This window comes from Rhizobium sp. GCM10022189 (assembly GCF_042656325.1).
Classification (GTDB): Bacteria; Pseudomonadota; Alphaproteobacteria; order Rhizobiales; family Rhizobiaceae; genus Rhizobium.
The window spans coordinates 1-20,554 of the sequence record NZ_JBHSOR010000005.1 but is presented as its reverse complement, the minus strand read 5'-3'; the positions used below and the strand labels follow the sequence as shown (position 1 = coordinate 20,554).

Below are 20,554 nucleotides of genomic sequence, written 5' to 3'. Positions count from 1 at the left end.
AAATGGCAAAGAGTAAGTTTGAGCGCAACAAGCCGCACGTCAACATCGGCACGATCGGCCACGTTGACCACGGCAAGACGTCTCTGACGGCAGCGATCACGAAGTACTTCGGTGAGTTCAAGGCGTATGACCAGATCGACGCGGCACCGGAAGAAAAGGCGCGCGGCATCACGATTTCGACGGCCCACGTCGAGTATGAGACGGCGAACCGTCACTATGCGCACGTCGACTGCCCCGGCCACGCCGACTATGTGAAGAACATGATCACGGGTGCCGCGCAGATGGACGGCGCGATCCTGGTCTGCTCTGCCGCCGACGGCCCGATGCCGCAGACGCGCGAGCACATCCTGCTCGCCCGCCAGGTAGGCGTTCCGGCGATCGTTGTCTTCCTCAACAAGGTTGACCAGGTTGACGACGCAGAACTTCTGGAGCTCGTCGAGCTTGAAGTTCGCGAACTTCTGTCGTCCTACGACTTCCCGGGCGACGACATCCCGGTCGTCAAGGGTTCGGCGCTTGCTGCCCTTGAAGATTCTGACAAGAAGATCGGTGAAGACGCGATCCGCGAGCTGATGGCTCAGGTTGACGCCTACATCCCGACGCCCGAGCGTCCGATCGACCAGCCGTTCCTGATGCCGATCGAAGACGTGTTCTCGATCTCCGGCCGTGGTACGGTTGTGACGGGCCGCGTCGAGCGTGGCATCATCAAGGTCGGTGAAGAAGTCGAGATCGTCGGCATCCGCCCGACGTCGAAGACGACGGTTACCGGCGTTGAAATGTTCCGCAAGCTGCTCGACCAGGGTCAGGCCGGCGACAACATCGGCGCACTGGTTCGCGGTGTGAACCGTGACGGCGTCGAGCGTGGCCAGATCCTGTGCAAGCCGGGCTCTGTGAAGCCGCACAAGAAGTTCAAGGCGGAAGCCTACATCCTGACGAAGGAAGAAGGCGGCCGTCATACGCCGTTCTTCACGAACTACCGTCCGCAGTTCTACTTCCGCACGACGGACGTGACGGGCATCGTGACGCTTCCGGAAGGCACGGAAATGGTCATGCCGGGCGACAACGTCACGGTTGACGTCGAGCTGATCGTTCCGATCGCAATGGAAGAAAAGCTTCGCTTCGCGATCCGCGAAGGCGGCCGCACCGTCGGTGCAGGCATCGTCGCTGCCATCGTCGAATAATCGGGGATTGCCCTGATTGAGGAAAAACCCGCTGGAAACGGCGGGTTTTTTCGTTTTTTCGGCCTGCTCACGCGTTCCTGAGATGTTGTAAAAATATCGTTAAGATACCCCATAACAGTATTTTGTTCATCTAGCGTTCAGAAACCGTTTTGCGATCCGGCCTTTTTAGTCCAGACTCCTCATTGTAGAGAGGAGAGTACGATGATTCACAAGGCTACATTCGTTGCGACGATTTTCGCGATGTATGTTTTCACGATGTTTTTCATCGCTGCAATTCCGCAGGAAGTTGTTCAGGCAGCTGGCGTGCAGATAGACGAAATAAGCGTCGTTAAGTGATGGCATAAGCGGATCGCCGGAATGCCGGCGGCCATGAAAACAACAGGCAGGTGCTTCCGGTTGGAGGCTCCTGGCCGAGGCGGGTTTGAACCCGCTCCTCAGACGCTCGCTTGCTCTTCGCGCGGAAGAGTTTATTTATGCCTCCGATTTCATGACGCGGAGGATATTCCATGAAAAAGCGGATTCTGTTTACAGGCGGTTCCGGCAAGGCCGGTCGCCATGCTGTGCCGTGGCTGGTCAATGCCGGCTACGAGGTCCACAATGTCGATCTCGTGCCGCTGCAGAGTCCCGGCGTCACCAATCTCATCGCCGACATCACCGACAGCGGTCAGATGTTCAACGTGCTCTCCATGCATCGGGATTTTCCCGATCTGGAAGCGGGCAAGGGCGTGCAGCCTTTCGACGCCGTCGTCCATTTCGCCGCGGTGCCGCGCATCCTGATCAAGCCCGACAACGAAACCTTCCGCATCAACACGATGGGCACCTACAATGTCATCGAGGCGGCGGTGAAGCTCGGCATCAGGAAGATCATCGTCGCGTCGAGCGAGACCACCTACGGTGTCTGCTTTGCCGAAGGCCATCGCGACTTCCATCAGTTTCCGCTGGAGGAGGACTATGACGTCAATCCGATGGATTCCTACGGCCTTTCCAAGGTCTTGAACGAGAAGACGGCGCGTGCCTTCGCCGAGCGTTCCGGCTTCGACATCTACGCGCTGCGCATCGGCAACGTCATCGAGCCGCACGAATACGAGAAGTTCCCGACCTATTTCGCCAATCCCGAAATGCGCAAGCGCATCGCCTGGAGCTATATCGACGCGCGCGATCTCGGTCAGATCGTTCATCTCTGCATCCAGAAGGACGGGCTGGGCTTCCAGGTCTTCAACGCCGCCAACGACACGGTTTCGGCCAATACGCCGTCGAGGGAGCTCGCCAGGCGATTCTTCCCGAACGTGCCCTTCACCCGGGAGATCGGCGAATATGAGGGGCTGCTCTCCAATCGCAAGATTCGCGAAGTGCTCGGCTTCAAGGAAGAGCATAACTGGCGCAAATACGTGAAAGTGTGAGATTGCGCTTGAAGAAACCTCGCGGCCGGGCGGCAGGCAATTGCGCGTCCGGCCGCTTCTTCCGGCCGGCGGCCGAGAATGCTTCTGAAAATCGAAAATCGCTCTTGCATATCCTGAGCCGCCGTCTTAAAGGGAGCGCCATGCTTTTCACGGGGCGCTGGCGGTCGCAAGGCCAACAGGCTGAATGCAAAGCGTAAAGGGGTATAGCTCAGTTGGTAGAGCGGCGGTCTCCAAAACCGCAGGTCGGGGGTTCGAGCCCCTCTGCCCCTGCCATTTTCCTTGAACGGACAGCGCGGACGTATCGCAGCGTTCCGGCGAGGATTGAGCATATGGCGACAAATTTCGTTAAACATCGGTTTTCCTCTTGTGTATTCGGAAATCGATGTTTATTTAGGGTTCAACAGACACGCGGTGCGTGGGGCTGATAGTTTCAGCTTTACGCGCCGTAATTGCGTGGGCAGTCGATGGCATCCAAATCCAATCCATTCGCGTTTCTGCAGCAGGTCCGCACGGAAACGTCCAAAGTTACCTGGCCGTCGCGCCGCGAGACGATGATCTCGACGGTCATGGTGCTCGTTATGGTTGTATTTGCTGCGCTGTTTTTCTTTGCCGCCGACCAGCTGATTGGCTGGGCGCTGAGCTACGTGCTCAATACCGGCAACTGATACGGGTGGAGATGAAAATGGCGGCACGTTGGTACATCGTCCACGCATATTCCAATTTTGAAAAGAAGGTCGCTGAGGACATCGAGAACAAGGCTCGCCAGAAGGGGCTTGAGCACCTGTTCGAGAAGATCCTTGTGCCGACCGAGAAGGTGGTGGAGGTGCGTCGCGGCCGCAAGGTCGATTCCGAGCGCAAGTTCTTCCCCGGCTACGTCATGGTTCGTGCCAACCTGACGGACGAGGCCTATCACCTGATCAAGAATACGCCGAAGGTCACGGGCTTCCTTGGCTCCGACAACAAGCCGGTTCCGATTCCGGATTCCGAGGCCGAGCGCATCCTTGGCCAGGTTCAGGAAGGTGTCGAGCGGCCGAAGGCTTCCGTTACCTTCGAGATCGGTGAGCAGGTTCGTGTTTCCGATGGTCCGTTCGCGTCGTTCAACGGCACGGTTCAGGATGTGGATGAAGAGCGTTCGCGCCTGAAGGTGGAAGTGTCGATCTTCGGTCGCGCGACCCCGGTCGAACTGGAATATGCTCAGGTCGAGAAGGTCTGATTTCGAGATCGGGGCTCAGCCGCTTGTGGCTGATCCCTGCGCGGCGATTGCCGCATCGCGTGGAAGGTGAGGGGTCTTAGCCGGACCTCAAGAATCCGAACCACGCAACCGCAGCCGCCGGAGCAATCCGGCATCAAGGGCCGGGCAACCGGCCATCAGTGAAAGGCAGAGAGATATGGCTAAGAAAGTTGCAGGCCAGCTCAAGCTGCAGGTCAAGGCAGGATCGGCAAACCCGTCCCCGCCGATCGGCCCGGCACTTGGTCAGCGTGGCATTAACATCATGGAATTCTGCAAGTCGTTCAACGCGGCTACGCAGGAAATGGAAAAGGGTATGCCGATCCCGGTCGTCATCACCTATTACCAGGACAAGTCCTTCACCTTCGTCATGAAGCAGCCGCCGGTCAGCTACTTCCTGAAGAAGGAAGCCAAGATCCAGTCCGGTTCCAAGACCCCGGGCAAGGGCGCAAAGGCTGGTTCGCTCACCAAGGCTCAGATCAAGTCGATCGCCGAAGCCAAGATGAAGGACCTGAACGCAGCGGATATCGAAGGTGCAATGGCGATGATCGAGGGCTCTGCCCGCGCCATGGGCCTGGAAGTGGTGGGTTAAGACCATGGCAGGCAAGCGCACTCAGAAGATCAACGAAGGTGTTGATCCGACCAAGCTCTACGCTCTTTCGACCGCCATCGGCATGGTCAAGGAACGTGCCGTCGCCAAGTTCGACGAAACGGTGGAGATTTCGATGAACCTCGGCGTTGACCCGCGTCACGCAGACCAGATGGTCCGCGGCGTCGTCAACCTGCCGAACGGCACCGGCCGTACGGTTCGCGTTGCCGTTTTCGCCCGTGGCGCCAAGGCTGACGAAGCCAAGGCTGCCGGCGCGGACGTCGTCGGCGCGGAAGAACTCGTCGAAATCGTCCAGGGCGGCAAGATCGAATTCGATCGCTGCATCGCCACCCCGGACATGATGCCGCTCGTCGGCCGCCTCGGTAAGGTTCTCGGCCCGCGTGGCATGATGCCGAACCCGAAGGTCGGCACGGTCACGATGGACGTCGCCGGTGCCGTCAAGGCTTCCAAGGGCGGCGCTGTCGAGTTCCGCGTCGAGAAGGCTGGTATCGTCCACGCCGGCATCGGCAAGGCATCCTTCGATGCCAAGGCTCTGGAAGAAAACATCCGTGCCTTCGCTGACGCCGTCATCAAGGCAAAGCCGGCCGGCGCCAAGGGCAACTACGTCAAGCGCGTAGCGCTCTCCTCGACCATGGGTCCGGGCGTCAAGATCGAAGTGGCTTCGGTCACCGCAGCTCCGGCTGCTTAAGTTTCATCGGGCCGCGGCCCGATAACAGCAATTCCGGCCTCGCAAGGGGCCGGGATATTCCGGAGAAATCCGGAATCCTGTCCGAGATTGCAGGTGGTTCTCCCTTAATCACTTTGCCTGCATGAGACGGGTAAGACCCGAATTGCATGAAGTTCTGCTTCTAGGAAATCGGTTCGAGCCTTGGATGCCTTGTGCCTCCTTTGCCTTTGATGGCGCGGAGCGCGAGGGGACAGGATCCTCAAGCGCCGCTTGGGATCTTTTTGATCCCGGGAGGCAAAAGGCAACCCGGTGGGGCCGTCCAAACGGTCCTGCCAACTGGAGATAGGCAGTGGAAAGAGCGGAAAAGCGCGAATTCGTCACGGAACTGAACGATGTCTTTAAGGCATCGGGCTCGGTTGTCGTGGCCCACTATGCTGGTGTCACAGTCGCACAGATGAACGACTTCCGTTCCAAGATGCGCGCTGCTGGCGGCACCGTCAAAGTCGCGAAGAACCGCCTGGCCAAGATTGCCCTTCAGGGTACGGAGTCCGAAGGGATGAGCAATCTCTTCAAGGGTCAGACGCTGATCGCATACAGCGAAGACCCGGTAACGGCTCCGAAGGTCGTCATGGATTTCGCCAAGACCAACGACAAGCTCGTTATTCTCGGCGGCGCCATGGGTTCGACGACGCTCAATGCGGACGGTGTGAAGTCGCTTGCGACCATGCCTTCGCTGGATGAACTGCGTGCAAAGCTGCTGGGCATGATCCAGACCCCGGCTACCCGCATCGCAGGCGTCGTACAGGCACCGGCAGCTCAGCTTGCCCGCGTGTTTTCGGCCTACGCCAAGAAGGACGAAGCCGCTTAAGGCGGTTTTTCGCTGTACATACTCAACAGTTCGAACCGAACAAAAGGAACTAGAAAAATGGCTGATCTCGCAAAGATCGTTGAAGACCTCTCCTCGCTGACCGTCCTGGAAGCCGCTGAGCTTTCCAAGCTGCTCGAAGAAAAGTGGGGCGTTTCCGCCGCTGCTCCGGTAGCTGTTGCTGCCGTTGCTGGTGGTGCAGGCGGTGCAGCTGCTCCGGCTGAAGAAGAAAAGACCGAGTTCGACGTCATCCTCACGGATGCCGGCGCAAACAAGATCAACGTCATCAAGGAAGTCCGCGGCATCACCGGCCTCGGCCTCAAGGAAGCCAAGGACCTCGTCGAAGGCGCTCCGAAGGCTGTCAAGGAAGGCGTTTCCAAGGCTGAAGCCGCTGACATCAAGAAGAAGCTTGAAGACGCCGGCGCAAAGGCCGACGTCAAGTAATCTTGAACGTCTTTTGGGAGACGGTATCTACCGTCTCCCATTTGCCGTTTTTTTGAACGAATTACCCAAAAGCCGCGTGAAAACGGCTTTTGGGTAATGGGTTCTTCAAGAGCATGGTCTCGAACCGAGGCGCCAAGGCAATCCGGCCTGGCTGTTTCGGGAGGTGGGACGAGGTTGAACTACTCATTGGTTGACGGGATCGACTGGCCATCGGTTCCCGTCCGTTGCAGGCCCGGATGCAATTTTTGAAGGAGCGACGATGGCTCAGACCCTTTCGTTCAATGGTCGCAGGCGCGTACGCAAGTTTTTTGGTAAAATCCCCGAAGTCGCAGAAATGCCGAACCTCATCGAGGTTCAGAAGGCGTCCTACGACCAGTTTCTGATGGTTGAAGAGCCCAAGGGCGGTCGTCCCGACGAAGGCCTCCAGGCTGTCTTCAAGTCCGTTTTCCCGATCACCGATTTCTCCGGCGCGTCCATGCTGGAGTTCGTGTCCTATGAATTCGAACCGCCGAAGTTCGACGTCGACGAATGCCGCCAGCGCGACCTGACCTATGCCGCGCCGCTGAAGGTTACTCTCCGTCTCATCGTGTTCGATATCGACGAGGATACCGGCGCGAAGTCGATCAAGGACATCAAGGAACAGTCCGTCTACATGGGCGACATGCCGCTCATGACGAACAACGGTACGTTCATCGTCAACGGCACCGAGCGCGTGATCGTGTCGCAGATGCACCGTTCGCCGGGCGTCTTCTTCGACCACGACAAGGGCAAGAGCCATTCTTCCGGCAAGCTGCTCTTTGCTGCCCGCGTGATCCCCTATCGCGGTTCCTGGCTCGATATCGAATTCGACGCCAAGGACATCGTCTATGCCCGTATCGACCGCCGCCGCAAGATTCCGGTGACGTCGCTGCTGATGGCCCTCGGCATGGACGGCGAGGAAATCCTCGACACTTTCTACACGAAGTCGCTCTACAAGCGCGACGGCGAAGGCTGGCGCATTCCCTTCAAGCCGGAAACACTGAAGGGTGCGAAGGCGATCACCGACATGGTCGACGCCGATAGCGGCGAAGTCGTCGTCGAAGCCGGCAAGAAGCTGACCCCGCGCCTGCTCCGCCAGCTCTCCGACAAGGGCCTGAAGGCGCTGAAGGCGACCGACGACGACCTCTACGGCAACTACCTCGCCGAGGACATCGTCAACTACCAGACGGGCGAGATCTATCTCGAAGCCGGTGACGAAATCGACGAGAAGACGCTCGGCGTCATCCTCGCCAACCACTTCGACGAGATCCCGGTTCTCGGCATCGACCACATCAATGTCGGCGCCTACATCCGCAACACGCTCGCAGCCGACAAGAACGAGAACCGTCAGGACGCTCTGTTCGACATCTACCGCGTCATGCGTCCGGGTGAACCGCCGACCATGGAATCGGCCGAAGCCATGTTCAACTCGCTGTTCTTCGATGCGGAGCGTTACGACCTCTCCGCCGTCGGCCGCGTGAAGATGAACATGCGTCTCGACCTGAATGTCGAAGACACCGTCCGCATCCTGCGCAAGGACGACATCCTGGCCGTGGTCAAGATGCTGGTCGAACTGCGCGACGGCAAGGGCGAGATCGACGACATCGACAACCTCGGCAACCGCCGCGTCCGTTCGGTCGGCGAGCTGATGGAGAACCAGTACCGTCTCGGCCTGCTGCGCATGGAGCGCGCGATCAAGGAACGCATGTCCTCGATCGAAATCGACACGGTCATGCCGCAGGACCTGATCAACGCCAAGCCGGCTGCTGCAGCCGTCCGCGAATTCTTCGGCTCCTCGCAGCTGTCGCAGTTCATGGACCAGGTGAACCCGCTCTCGGAAATCACCCACAAGCGCCGTCTCTCGGCTCTTGGCCCGGGCGGTCTGACCCGCGAGCGCGCCGGCTTCGAAGTCCGCGACGTTCATCCGACCCACTATGGCCGTATCTGCCCGATCGAAACGCCGGAGGGACCGAACATCGGTCTCATCAACTCGCTGGCAACCTTCGCGCGCGTCAACAAGTACGGCTTCATCGAAAGCCCGTACCGCCGCATCGTCGACGGCAAGGTGACCAATGACGTGCTTTACCTCTCCGCCATGGAAGAGGCGAAGTACTACGTCGCCCAGGCCAACGCCGAACTGGCTGCGGACGGCTCCTTCGTCGACGAATTCGTCGTCTGCCGTCATGCCGGCGAAGTTATGCTTGCGCCCCGCGACAGCATGAACCTGATGGACGTCTCGCCGAAGCAGGTCGTTTCGGTCGCAGCCGCTCTCATCCCGTTCCTGGAAAACGACGACGCCAACCGCGCTCTCATGGGCTCGAACATGCAGCGTCAGGCCGTTCCGCTCCTGCGCGCCGAAGCGCCGTTCGTCGGCACCGGCATGGAGCCGGTCGTCGCCCGCGACTCCGGTGCTGCCATCGGCGCGCGCCGCGGCGGCGTGGTCGACCAGGTCGACGCGACGCGTATCGTTATCCGCGCCACGGAAGACCTCGAAGCCGGCAAGTCCGGCGTCGATATCTACCGCCTGCAGAAGTTCCAGCGCTCGAACCAGAACACCTGCGTCAACCAGCGCCCGCTGGTCACCGTTGGTGACGTGGTCAACCGCGGCGACATCCTCGCCGACGGCCCCTCGACCGATCTCGGCGATCTGGCTCTCGGCCGTAACGCGCTCGTCGCGTTCATGCCCTGGAACGGCTACAACTACGAAGACTCGATCCTGCTCTCCGAGCGTATCGTTGCCGACGACGTGTTCACCTCCATCCACATCGAGGAATTCGAAGTGATGGCGCGTGACACCAAGCTTGGTCCGGAAGAAATCACGCGCGATATCCCGAACGTTTCGGAAGAAGCGCTGAAGAACCTCGACGAAGCCGGTATCGTCTACATCGGTGCCGAAGTTCAGCCGGGCGATATCCTCGTCGGCAAGATCACGCCGAAGGGCGAAAGCCCGATGACGCCGGAAGAAAAGCTCCTGCGCGCCATCTTCGGTGAAAAGGCATCCGACGTGCGCGACACGTCCATGCGCATGCCGCCCGGCACCTACGGCACGATCGTCGAAGTGCGCGTCTTCAACCGCCACGGCGTTGAGAAGGACGAGCGCGCGATGGCGATCGAGCGCGAAGAGATCGAGCGTCTGGCAAAGGACCGCGACGACGAGCAGGCAATCCTCGACCGTAACGTCTACGGCCGTCTGATCGACATGTTGCGCGGCCAGGTTTCCATCGCCGGCCCGAAGGGCTTCAAGAAGGGCACCGAGCTGTCGAACGCCGTCGTCTCCGAATATCCGCGCTCGCAGTGGTGGATGTTCGCGGTCGAAGACGAGAAGGTCCAGAGCGAGCTCGAAGCGCTCCGCGGCCAGTACGACGAATCCAAGTCGCGCCTCGAACAGCGCTTCATGGACAAGGTCGAAAAGGTCCAGCGCGGCGACGAAATGCCTCCGGGCGTCATGAAGATGGTCAAGGTCTTCGTCGCTGTTAAGCGCAAGATCCAGCCGGGCGACAAGATGGCCGGCCGTCACGGCAACAAGGGTGTCGTTTCGCGCATCGTGCCTGTCGAAGACATGCCGTTCCTGGAAGACGGCACGCATGTCGACGTCGTTCTGAACCCGCTCGGCGTTCCCTCGCGCATGAACGTCGGCCAGATCCTCGAGACGCACCTCGGCTGGGCTTGCGCCGGCATGGGCCGTCAGATCGGCGAGATGCTGGAAGCCTACAAGGCCAGCGGCAACATCGAACCGCTCCGCAAGACGATCGACCAGGTCGTCGGCTCCGGTCCGAAGGGCGAGCCGGTCAAGGAATACGATGATGAATCGATCCTGCGTCTGGCCGACCAGTGGAAGCGTGGCGTTTCCATCGCGACCCCGGTCTTCGACGGTGCGAACGAAGAGAACGTCAACGAGATGCTGCGCATGGCAGGTCTCAAGGATACCGGTCAGTCGACGCTGTACGACGGTCGTACCGGCGAGCAGTTCGACCGCCAGGTCACGGTTGGCTACATCTACATGCTGAAGCTCAACCACCTGGTCGACGACAAGATCCACGCCCGTTCGATCGGCCCGTACTCGCTCGTCACCCAGCAGCCGCTGGGCGGTAAGGCACAGTTCGGCGGCCAGCGCTTCGGCGAAATGGAAGTCTGGGCGCTCGAAGCTTACGGCGCAGCCTACACGCTGCAGGAAATGCTGACGGTGAAGTCGGACGACGTCGCCGGCCGCACCAAGGTCTACGAAGCGATCGTCCGCGGCGACGATACGTTCGAGGCCGGCATTCCGGAAAGCTTCAACGTTCTCGTCAAGGAAATGCGTTCGCTGGGCCTCTCGGTCGAGCTCGAAAATTCCAAGGTCGAGGACCTGCAGGCTGCAAGCCAGCTGCCGGACGCCGCCGAGTAACCACTTGATAGGGTGTGCGCCTTAATAGGGCGCACACCGGTCCCGCCAAGGCCCCGTAACGTGTCGGCCGGGCAGGGACGCTTTCGCCGCTTACTGCGGTTATTGTCGTTTAAGCGATGGCGCGGCTCCCGGGAATTAGCCGCCAACCTCGCAAGCTAAGGGCGCTTTCGCCCATGAAGGAGACAGGCATGAACCAAGAGGTCATGAATCTTTTCAATCCGCAGGTGCCTGCACAGAACTTCGATTCCATCCGGATTTCGATCGCCTCTCCGGAGAAGATTCTTTCCTGGTCCTACGGCGAGATCAAGAAGCCGGAAACCATCAACTACCGTACGTTCAAGCCGGAACGCGACGGCCTCTTCTGCGCGCGCATCTTCGGGCCGATCAAGGACTACGAGTGCCTGTGCGGCAAGTACAAGCGCATGAAGTACAAGGGCATCATCTGCGAAAAGTGCGGCGTCGAAGTGACGCTGTCGCGCGTTCGCCGTGAGCGCATGGGCCATATCGAGCTCGCCGCTCCCGTTGCCCATATCTGGTTCCTGAAGTCGCTGCCGTCGCGCATTTCCACGCTGCTCGACATGACGCTGAAGGATGTCGAGCGTGTCCTCTACTTCGAAAACTACATCGTCACCGAGCCGGGCCTGACCGCGCTCAAGGAGCACCAGCTCCTGACGGAAGAAGAGTACATGCTCGCCGTCGACGAATATGGTGAAGACCAGTTCACGGCCATGATCGGTGCCGAAGCCATCTACGAGATGCTCGCATCGATGAACCTCGAAAAGATCGCGGGCGATCTGCGCTCCGAGCTTGCCGACACCACGTCGGATCTCAAGCAGAAGAAGCTGATGAAGCGCCTGAAGATCGTCGAGAACTTCATGGAATCCGGCAACCGCCCGGAATGGATGATCATGAAGGTCGTTCCGGTCATCCCGCCGGACCTGCGCCCGCTGGTTCCGCTGGACGGCGGCCGTTTCGCGACGTCGGACCTGAACGATCTCTACCGCCGCGTCATCAACCGTAACAACCGTCTGAAGCGCCTCATCGAACTGCGCGCTCCGGGCATCATCATCCGTAACGAAAAGCGCATGCTGCAGGAATCTGTCGACGCGCTCTTCGACAACGGCCGCCGTGGCCGCGTCATCACCGGCGCCAACAAGCGCCCGCTGAAGTCGCTGTCCGACATGCTCAAGGGCAAGCAGGGCCGCTTCCGTCAGAACCTGCTCGGCAAGCGCGTTGACTATTCCGGCCGTTCGGTCATCGTGACCGGTCCGGAGCTGAAGCTGCACCAGTGCGGCCTTCCGAAGAAGATGGCGCTCGAACTCTTCAAGCCGTTCATCTACGCCCGCCTCGACGCCAAGGGTTATTCCTCGACCGTCAAGCAGGCCAAGAAGCTGGTTGAAAAGGAAAAGCCGGAGGTCTGGGATATCCTCGACGAGGTCATCCGCGAGCATCCGGTTCTCCTGAACCGCGCACCGACGCTGCACCGCCTGGGCATCCAGGCCTTCGAACCCACCCTGGTCGAAGGCAAGGCCATCCAGCTGCACCCGCTCGTCTGCACGGCCTTCAACGCCGACTTCGACGGTGACCAGATGGCCGTTCACGTGCCGCTGTCGCTCGAAGCCCAGCTCGAAGCCCGCGTCCTGATGATGTCGACCAACAACATCCTGCATCCGGCAAACGGCGCGCCGATCATCGTTCCGTCGCAGGACATGGTTCTCGGCCTCTACTACCTGTCGATCATGAACCAGAACGAGCCGGGCGAAGGCATGGCCTTCTCCGATCTCGGCGAGCTGCACCACGCTCTCGAAAACAAGGTCGTGACGCTGCACACCAAGATCCGCGGTCGCTTCAAGTCGATCGGCGAGGACGGCAAGCCTTACTCGAAGATCTACGAGACGACCCCTGGCCGCCTGCTCATCGGCGAACTCCTGCCGAAGAACGGCAAGGTGACCTTCGATATCTGCAACCAGGAAATGACCAAGAAGAACATCTCCAGGATGATCGACGCGGTCTACCGCCATTGCGGCCAGAAGGACACGGTCATTTTCTGCGACCGCATCATGCAGCTCGGCTTCAGCCATGCCTGCCGCGCCGGCATTTCGTTCGGCAAGGACGACATGGTCATCCCGAGCACGAAGGCGAAGATCGTCAACGACACGGAAAACCTGGTCAAGGAATACGAGCAGCAGTACAACGACGGCCTCATCACCCAGGGCGAAAAGTACAACAAGGTTGTCGACGCCTGGGGCAAGGCGACCGAAAAGGTCGCCGAAGAGATGATGGCCCGCATTAAGGCTGTCGAGTTCGACCCGAACACCGGTCGTCAGAAGCCGATGAACTCGATCTACATGATGTCCCACTCGGGCGCCCGCGGTTCTCCGAACCAGATGCGCCAGCTGGGCGGCATGCGCGGCCTCATGGCCAAGCCGTCGGGTGAAATCATCGAGACGCCGATCATCTCGAACTTCAAGGAAGGCCTGACCGTCAACGAGTACTTCAACTCGACGCACGGCGCCCGTAAGGGTCTGGCAGACACCGCCTTGAAGACCGCAAACTCCGGTTACCTGACCCGCCGTCTCGTCGACGTCGCGCAGGACTGCATCGTCACGCATGTCGATTGCGGTACCGAATCCGGCCTCACCATGACCGCCATCGTCGATGCCGGTCAGGTCGTTGCTTCGCTCGGCGCCCGCATCCTCGGCCGTACGGCCCTCGACAACATCGACCATCCGGTCACCGGCGAGCGTATCGTCGACGCCGGCAAGATGATCCTCGAGCCCGACGTCACCGAGATCGAAAAGGCCGGTATCCAGTCGATCCGCATTCGCTCGGCGCTGACCTGCGAAATCCAGACGGGCGTCTGCTCGGTCTGCTACGGCCGCGACCTTGCGCGCGGTACGCCTGTTAACATGGGCGAAGCCGTCGGCGTCATCGCCGCTCAGTCGATCGGTGAACCGGGCACGCAGCTCACCATGCGCACGTTCCACCTTGGTGGCACGGCAACCGTGGTCGACCAGTCGTTCCTGGAGGCCTCGTATGAAGGTACGGTGCAGATCAAGAACCGCAACGTGCTGCGCAACTCCGAAGGCAGCCTCGTTGCCATGGGCCGCAACATGACCGTCCAGATCCTGGACGAGCGTGGCGTGGAGCGCTCCTCGCAGCGCGTCGCCTACGGCTCGAAGCTGCATGTCGACGAAGGCGACAAGGTCAAGCGCGGTCAGCGTCTGGCGGAGTGGGACCCCTACACCCGTCCGATGATGACGGAAGTGGCCGGTACGGTTCAGTTCGAAGACGTCGTCGACGGTCTCTCGGTTCTCGAAGCGACCGACGAATCCACCGGTATCACCAAGCGCCAGGTTATCGACTGGCGTTCGACGCCGCGTGGTTCGGACCTGAAGCCGGCCATCGTCATCAAGGACGCCAGCGGCAATGTCGCGAAGCTGTCGCGTGGTGGTGAAGCCCGCTTCCTGCTCTCGGTCGATGCGATCCTGTCCGTCGAGCCGGGCCAGAAGGTCTCGCAGGGTGACGTTCTCGCCCGCTCGCCGCTGGAAAGCGCCAAGACCAAGGACATCACCGGTGGTCTGCCGCGCGTTGCCGAACTGTTCGAAGCCCGTCGTCCGAAGGACCACGCCATCATCGCTGAGATCGATGGCACGATCCGCCTCGGCCGCGACTACAAGAACAAGCGCCGCGTCATCATCGAGCCGGCAGAAGACGGTGTCGAGCCTGTCGAATACCTGATCCCGAAGGGCAAGCCCTTCCACCTTCAGGAAGGCGACTATATCGAAAAGGGTGATTACATCCTCGACGGTAATCCGGCTCCGCACGACATCCTGGCGATCAAGGGCGTGGAGGCTCTGGCTTCCTACCTCGTCAACGAAATCCAGGAAGTCTACCGTCTCCAGGGCGTTGTCATCAACGACAAGCACATCGAAGTGATTGTCCGTCAGATGCTGCAGAAGGTGGAAATCACCGATGCGGGCGACTCGACCTATATCGTCGGCGACAATGTCGACCGTATCGAGCTCGAAGACGTCAACGACCAGCTGATCGAGGAAGGCAAGAAGCCTGCCCGTGGCGAACCGGTTCTGCTCGGCATCACCAAGGCGTCGCTGCAGACCCCGTCCTTCATCTCGGCCGCGTCCTTCCAGGAAACGACCAAGGTGCTGACGGAAGCTGCGATCGCCGGCAAGACCGACGGCCTGCAGGGCCTGAAGGAAAACGTCATCGTCGGCCGCCTGATCCCGGCCGGTACGGGTGGCACCATGACCCAGATCCGCCGCATCGCCACGGCGCGCGACGACCTGATCCTGGAAGAGCGCCGCAAGGGCTCCGGGGCAGGGGCCGCAACCCCGATGCTGCAGGACATGGCGAACGAAAGCGCTCCGGCTGCCGAGTAAGCTTACGGCTGCAGCTGCGTCAGATATTTGTGCAAGGCCCGGAGAAATCCGGGCCTTTCATTATTTCGCGGCCGGTTGATCTCGAACAAGGAGAAGGCCGGGCGCCTTTCTAGGCTGGTTTCCGTTGAGATTTATGGAGACTGCTATGAAAGCCATTTTGATATCCCTGGCGGCATGTCTTGTGACGACCGCAGCCTGCGCCGATTCTCTGCCGGCGAATTTGCGGCAGATGGCCCTGGACAATTTCAAGCCTTTGCCGTCGACGGTTCCCGCCGTGCATGACAACCCGATCACGCCGGAGAAGATTGCCCTCGGCAAGGCGCTGTTCTTCGATCCCCGCCTGTCTGCCTCCGGCGTCTTCTCCTGCAATTCCTGCCACAATCTTGCGACCGGCGGTGACGACAACCTCGAAACCTCGATCGGTCACGGCTGGCAGAAAGGCCCGCGTAACGCGCCGACGGCGCTGAACGCCGTATTCAACGAAGCCCAGTTCTGGGATGGGCGTGCCGAGGACCTGAAAGCTCAGGCCAAGGGCCCGGTCCAGGCCGGCGTCGAAATGGCCAACACGCCGATGCAGGTCGTAACGACGCTGAATTCGATGCCGCAATATGTCGGCTGGTTCCGCACGGCCTTCCCGAAGGATGCCGATCCCGTCACCTTCGACAACATGGCAAAGGCGATCGAGGCATTCGAAGCGACATTGCTGACGCCGGCTCCCTTCGACGCCTATCTGAACGGCGACGATGATGCCATGAGCGCCGAGCAGAAACAGGGCATGGCGCTGTTCATCGAAAAGGGCTGTTCGGCCTGCCACAACGGCATCAATGTCGGCGGCACCGGCTATTATCCTTTCGGTCTCGTCGAAAAGCCCGGCGCCGAGGTTCTGCCCGAAAATGACAAGGGCCGCTTCTCCGTCACCCATACGGCCGACGATTCCTACGTCTTTCGCGCCGCACCGCTTCGCAACGTCGCCGTCACCGCTCCCTATTTCCACTCCGGCAAGGTCTGGAACTTGAAGCAGGCCGTCGGGATCATGGGAACCGCCCAGCTCGGCGAAGAGCTGAACAGCCAGGAGGTCGATCAGATCGTCGCCTTCCTGGATTCCCTGACGGGCCGTATGCCTGATGTCGCTCTGCCGCTCCTGCCGCCGGAGACGGAGACGACGCCCAGGCCGGACGGAGCGGTCAGGAAATAGATCGGGCCAAAATGCGCAAGCCGCCGGCCTTGCGGCGGCGGCTTGCTTCAATGCTATCGGCTATGCGGCGAGGGCGGGTGCCGGCGCGCCTCCATTCCCCAAATGTTCAGCTGAAACGGATGATCGAGACTTCGCCGTCCAGGGCGCCCTGATAGGCGGAGGCATGCGGCTCTTCGGAGGGCACTTCGGTCAGCATGCCGATCTGGTCGAGGTCGGCTTCGATGAAGCCTTCCTCGGCGAGTGCGTTGAGAGCTTCGCGCACAGCGCTGTCGTCGTCGGCGGCCTTCAGCATGACGTGCAGGTCCACGCCCTCGCTCGTATCGGATTCATAGCCCTTGCCGATGATGATGAAGATCATCGGTCCGTCGAAATTGTTGTCGTTGTCCGGTGTCCCGATCATCTTCTTGTCCTTCGGCTCTCTTAGAATCGCAATATGCAGGTCCCATATAAGGGCTTGATGTCTGCAAATACTGATTCCTATCCGTTTTTGCTGCAATGCCCAAGTTTATCTTGCCGGATATCTTCAACCGGCCTAAAGAGCCCGTAAACGGCGTGCCCACAGGGCTTTTCAGGCCGTTGGGCCGGAGATTATTTCTTAACCGGCCTTGACGAACTGGGTGGAAACCAGTAGTACGCCCGCCATCAGATCCCATGTGAGGTTTGGCTGTTTGGGGCGACGCGCCCTGGAGATCGCCTCAAACAAGGTTCTATACGCACGTTGAAGTCATGATGCTGCACGCATGACGCATCTCTTTTGCGTCCTCTGCTCTATGTGGTCCATCTGCGGAAGCGGATCGGGCCATATTTTGCGCATTGAGGGAAAATATGTGTGGCAATGCCGGAAACGGCGAAGTTCGAGCCCGCAAGGGTACTGAGACAAACGTAAGGGATGGTTGAATGCCTACCGTAAACCAGCTGATCCGCAAGCCTCGCCAGGCGAACGTAAAGCGTAACAAGGTTCCCGCTCTCCAGGAGAACCCGCAGAAGCGCGGTGTTTGCACCCGCGTTTACACCACGACGCCGAAGAAGCCGAACTCGGCTCTGCGTAAGGTCGCAAAAATCCGCCTCACCAACGGCTTCGAAGTCATTGGTTACATTCCCGGCGAAGGTCACAACCTTCAGGAACACTCTGTCGTCATGATCCGCGGCGGCCGTGTAAAGGACCTTCCGGGTGTCCGTTACCACATCATCCGCGGCGTTCTCGATACCCAGGGTGTCAAGAACCGCAAGCAGCGCCGTTCCAAGTACGGTGCGAAGCGTCCGAAGTAATTTCGCCCCGGGCGGTACTGCCCGGATTGGCTTGAATGTGAGTTTCCGGCGCTGCGCGAGGTCCTCCGCGTGGTAAAGCGCCTTAACAGTTAAAGAGACGAGAAGTATGTCCCGACGTCATAAAGCAGAAAAGCGCGAGATCAATCCGGACCCGAAGTTCGGTGACCTCGTTGTTACGAAGTTCATGAATGCCATCATGCTGGACGGCAAGAAGTCCGTCGCTGAAAGCATCGTATACGGCGCATTTGACTCCGTGCAGAACAAGTCGAAGCAGGAGCCGCTGACGGTTTTCCATTCCGCGCTCGACAACATTGCTCCGCACGTTGAAGTCCGTTCGCGCCGCGTCGGTGGTGCGACCTACCAGGTTCCGGTCGACGTTCGTCCGGAGCGCCGTCAGGCCCTTGCCATCCGCTGGCTGATCGCTGCTGCTCGCAAGCGCAACGAAACCACCATGATCGATCGTCTTTCGGGCGAACTTCTCGACGCATCCAACAACCGCGGTTCCGCGGTCAAGAAGCGCGAAGACACGCACAAGATGGCTGATGCCAACCGCGCGTTCTCGCATTATCGCTGGTAATCCCGAACGATATCGAAAGGCAGTCCATAATGGCTCGCGAATATAAGATCGAAGACTACCGCAATTTCGGTATCATGGCGCACATCGACGCCGGCAAGACCACGACGACCGAGCGTATTCTTTACTACACCGGCAAGTCGCACAAGATCGGCGAAGTTCATGATGGCGCTGCCACGATGGACTGGATGGAGCAGGAGCAGGAGCGTGGCATCACGATCACGTCTGCTGCGACGACGACCTTCTGGAAGGGTCGCGACGGCAAGATGCGCCGTTTCAACATCATCGACACGCCCGGCCACGTCGACTTCACCATCGAAGTCGAGCGTTCGCTGCGCGTTCTCGACGGCGCCATCGCGCTGCTCGATGCCAACGCCGGTGTTGAACCGCAGACCGAAACCGTCTGGCGTCAGGCTGAGAAGTACCATGTTCCGCGCATGATCTTCTGCAACAAGATGGACAAGACCGGTGCGGATTTCTACCGCTCCGTCGAAATGATCAAGACCCGTCTCGGCGCAACGGCTGTTGTCATGCAGCTGCCGATCGGCGCTGAAAGCGACTTCAAGGGCGTTGTCGACCTCGTCGAGATGAACGCCCTGATCTGGCGCGACGAATCTCTCGGCGCCCAGTGGGACGTCGTCGAGATCCCGGACGACCTGAAGGCCAAGGCTGAAGAATATCGCGAAAAGTTGATCGAGACGGTTGTCGAAATCGACGAAGCCGCGATGGAAGCCTATCTCGAAGGCGTCATGCCGGACAACGACAAGATCCGCGAACTCGTTCGTCGCGGCACGATCGACGTCAAGTTCCATCCGATGTTCTGCGGTACGGCCTTCAAGAACAAGGGCGTTCAGCCGCTGCTCGACGCCGTTGTCGACTATCTGCCGTCGCCGCTCGACATTCCCGCGATCAAGGGCATCGACTTCAAGACCGAAGCCGAAATCGAGCGTCATGCAGACGATTCCGAGCCGCTCTCCATGCTCGCGTTCAAGATCATGAACGACCCCTTCGTCGGTTCGCTGACCTTCGCCCGCATTTACTCGGGCAAGCTCGAAAAGGGCGTTTCGGTTCTGAACACGGTCAAGGACAAGCGCGAGCGCGTCGGCCGCATGCTGCAGATGCACTCCAACTCGCGTGAAGACATCGAAGAAGCCTATGCAGGCGACATCGTTGCTCTCGCAGGCCTCAAGGAAACCACCACGGGTGACACGCTCTGCGACCCGCTGAAGCCGGTTATCCTCGAGCGCATGGAGTTCCCGGAGCCGGTCATCCAGATCGCTATCGAGCCGAAGTCCAAGGGCGACCAGGAAAAGATGGGCCTCGCGCTCAACCGCCTGGCAGCCGAGGACCCGTCCTTCCGCGTGAAGACGGACCAGGAATCCGGTCAGACGATCATCGCCGGCATGGGCGAACTGCATCTCGACATCATCGTCGACCGCATGCGTCGCGAGTTCAAGGTCGAAGCAAACGTCGGTGCGCCGCAGGTTGCTTACCGCGAGACCATCACGCGCCAGACCGAAGAAGATTACACGCACAAGAAGCAGACCGGTGGTACCGGCCAGTTCGCGCGCGTCAAGATCATCTTCGAACCGAACCCGGAAGGCGAAGACTTCAAGTTCGAATCCAAGATCGTCGGCGGTGCTGTTCCGAAGGAATACATCCCGGGCGTTCAGAAGGGTATCGAAAGCGTTCTGTCTTCCGGTCCGCTGGCAGGCTTCCCGATGCTGGGCGTCAAGGCGACCCTCGTCGACGGTGCCTTCCACGACGTCGACTCCTCGGTTCTGGCGTTCGAAATCGCTTCCCGCGCCTGCTTCCGTGAAGCGGCAAAGAAGGCCGGCGCTCAGCTCCTCGAGCCGATGATGAAGGTCGAAGTCGTCACCCCGGAAGACTACGTCGGTGACGTTATCGGCGACCTCAACTCCCGCCGTGGTCAGATCCAGGGTCAGGAAAGCCGCGGTATCGCAGTCGTCATCAGCGCCAACGTTCCGCTGGCGAACATGTTCAAGTACGTCGATAACCTGCGCTCCATGTCGCAGGGCCGTGCTCAGTACACGATGACCTTCGATCATTACGCGCCGGTCCCGTCGAACGTCGCAACTGAAATCCAGGCAAAGTATTCCGGTCAGAAGTGACCGGAATACCAATTGACCGAGAACAAGAATTAGCGCCCCTCGGGGCCAAAGAATGGAGAGCCGAAAATGGCAAAGAGTAAGTTTGAGCGCAACAAGCCGCACGTCAACATCGGCACGATCGGCCACGTTGACCACGGCAAGACGTCTCTGACGGCAGCGATCACGAAGTACTTCGGTGAGTTCAAGGCGT

Annotated in this window: 17 protein-coding genes and 1 tRNA gene; 17 read left to right on the top strand and 1 reads right to left on the bottom strand. The window is 59.9% G+C overall.

Translation table 11 applies throughout. The features are described 5' to 3' along the window. The first annotated feature begins 2 nt into the window (after positions 1-2). The 13 genes from tuf to ACFPWW_RS06630 all read left to right on the top strand — a co-directional run bounded on the left by tuf (position 3) and on the right by ACFPWW_RS06630 (position 16,389). Positions 3-1,178, top strand: coding sequence for an elongation factor Tu (tuf, locus tag ACFPWW_RS06690; RefSeq protein ID WP_112706399.1), 1,176 nt, complete (start codon positions 3-5; stop codon positions 1,176-1,178). 201 nt (positions 1,179-1,379) lie between these two features. After that, on the top strand, positions 1,380-1,514 hold the full coding sequence (locus ACFPWW_RS06685; protein WP_281413488.1) for a hypothetical protein: 135 nt from the start codon (positions 1,380-1,382) through the stop codon (positions 1,512-1,514). A gap of 170 nt (positions 1,515-1,684) precedes the next feature. After that, complete coding sequence (locus tag ACFPWW_RS06680; RefSeq protein WP_112571951.1) at positions 1,685-2,578, top strand: NAD-dependent epimerase/dehydratase family protein; 894 nt, start codon at positions 1,685-1,687, stop codon at positions 2,576-2,578. A gap of 197 nt (positions 2,579-2,775) precedes the next feature. Beyond that, positions 2,776-2,851 (top strand) — tRNA-Trp (locus tag ACFPWW_RS06675). Positions 2,852-3,042: 191 nt separating this feature from the next. Next, positions 3,043-3,243, top strand: coding sequence for a preprotein translocase subunit SecE (secE, locus tag ACFPWW_RS06670; RefSeq protein ID WP_112571949.1), 201 nt, complete (start codon positions 3,043-3,045; stop codon positions 3,241-3,243). Positions 3,244-3,260: 17 nt separating this feature from the next. After that, positions 3,261-3,791: a transcription termination/antitermination protein NusG gene (gene nusG / locus ACFPWW_RS06665; protein ID WP_007817111.1), complete on the top strand. Its 531-nt coding sequence runs from the start codon at positions 3,261-3,263 to the stop codon at positions 3,789-3,791. Between the two features lie 175 nt (positions 3,792-3,966). Further along, the gene (rplK, locus tag ACFPWW_RS06660) at positions 3,967-4,398 is read left to right on the top strand and encodes a 50S ribosomal protein L11 (protein ID WP_112571947.1); all 432 of its coding nucleotides are present in this window, start codon (positions 3,967-3,969) and stop codon (positions 4,396-4,398) included. A 4-nt stretch (positions 4,399-4,402) separates the two neighbouring features. Continuing rightward, positions 4,403-5,104: a 50S ribosomal protein L1 gene (gene rplA, locus ACFPWW_RS06655; RefSeq protein ID WP_112706223.1), complete on the top strand. Its 702-nt coding sequence runs from the start codon at positions 4,403-4,405 to the stop codon at positions 5,102-5,104. Positions 5,105-5,432: 328 nt separating this feature from the next. Further along, positions 5,433-5,951: a 50S ribosomal protein L10 gene (rplJ, locus tag ACFPWW_RS06650; RefSeq protein ID WP_112571943.1), complete on the top strand. Its 519-nt coding sequence runs from the start codon at positions 5,433-5,435 to the stop codon at positions 5,949-5,951. A 57-nt stretch (positions 5,952-6,008) separates the two neighbouring features. Next, complete coding sequence (rplL, locus tag ACFPWW_RS06645) at positions 6,009-6,392, top strand: 50S ribosomal protein L7/L12 (RefSeq protein WP_112571942.1); 384 nt, start codon at positions 6,009-6,011, stop codon at positions 6,390-6,392. Between the two features lie 259 nt (positions 6,393-6,651). Further along, a complete protein-coding gene (rpoB, locus tag ACFPWW_RS06640; RefSeq protein ID WP_377311098.1) occupies positions 6,652-10,794 on the top strand; it encodes a DNA-directed RNA polymerase subunit beta in 4,143 nt (1,380 codons plus the stop codon). A 188-nt stretch (positions 10,795-10,982) separates the two neighbouring features. Continuing rightward, positions 10,983-15,194 (top strand): DNA-directed RNA polymerase subunit beta', encoded by a 4,212-nt coding sequence (gene rpoC, locus ACFPWW_RS06635; RefSeq protein ID WP_112571938.1) that lies wholly within the window; start codon positions 10,983-10,985, stop codon positions 15,192-15,194. A 145-nt stretch (positions 15,195-15,339) separates the two neighbouring features. Next, positions 15,340-16,389, top strand: coding sequence for a cytochrome-c peroxidase (locus ACFPWW_RS06630; RefSeq protein ID WP_377311095.1), 1,050 nt, complete (start codon positions 15,340-15,342; stop codon positions 16,387-16,389). 106 nt (positions 16,390-16,495) lie between these two features. On the opposite strand, the gene ACFPWW_RS06625 is transcribed toward ACFPWW_RS06630, so the two are convergent. Beyond that, a complete protein-coding gene (locus ACFPWW_RS06625) occupies positions 16,496-16,789 on the bottom strand; it encodes a transcriptional regulator (RefSeq protein ID WP_112547859.1) in 294 nt (97 codons plus the stop codon). A gap of 497 nt (positions 16,790-17,286) precedes the next feature. On the opposite strand from ACFPWW_RS06625, the gene rpsL reads away from it, so the two are divergent. From rpsL to ACFPWW_RS06605, 4 genes are all read left to right on the top strand, one after another. After that, positions 17,287-17,658, top strand: coding sequence for a 30S ribosomal protein S12 (rpsL, locus tag ACFPWW_RS06620; protein WP_003547537.1), 372 nt, complete (start codon positions 17,287-17,289; stop codon positions 17,656-17,658). Between the two features lie 106 nt (positions 17,659-17,764). Then, on the top strand, positions 17,765-18,235 hold the full coding sequence (gene rpsG, locus ACFPWW_RS06615) for a 30S ribosomal protein S7 (protein WP_112571934.1): 471 nt from the start codon (positions 17,765-17,767) through the stop codon (positions 18,233-18,235). A gap of 29 nt (positions 18,236-18,264) precedes the next feature. Beyond that, positions 18,265-20,364 carry an elongation factor G gene (gene fusA, locus ACFPWW_RS06610; protein ID WP_112571932.1) on the top strand — a complete coding sequence of 700 codons (2,100 nt, stop codon included), beginning with the start codon at positions 18,265-18,267 and terminating at the stop codon, positions 20,362-20,364. 66 nt (positions 20,365-20,430) lie between these two features. Then, positions 20,431-20,554 (top strand): GTP-binding protein (locus ACFPWW_RS06605; RefSeq protein ID WP_003578655.1); only part of this gene is annotated, 124 nt, incomplete at its 3' end.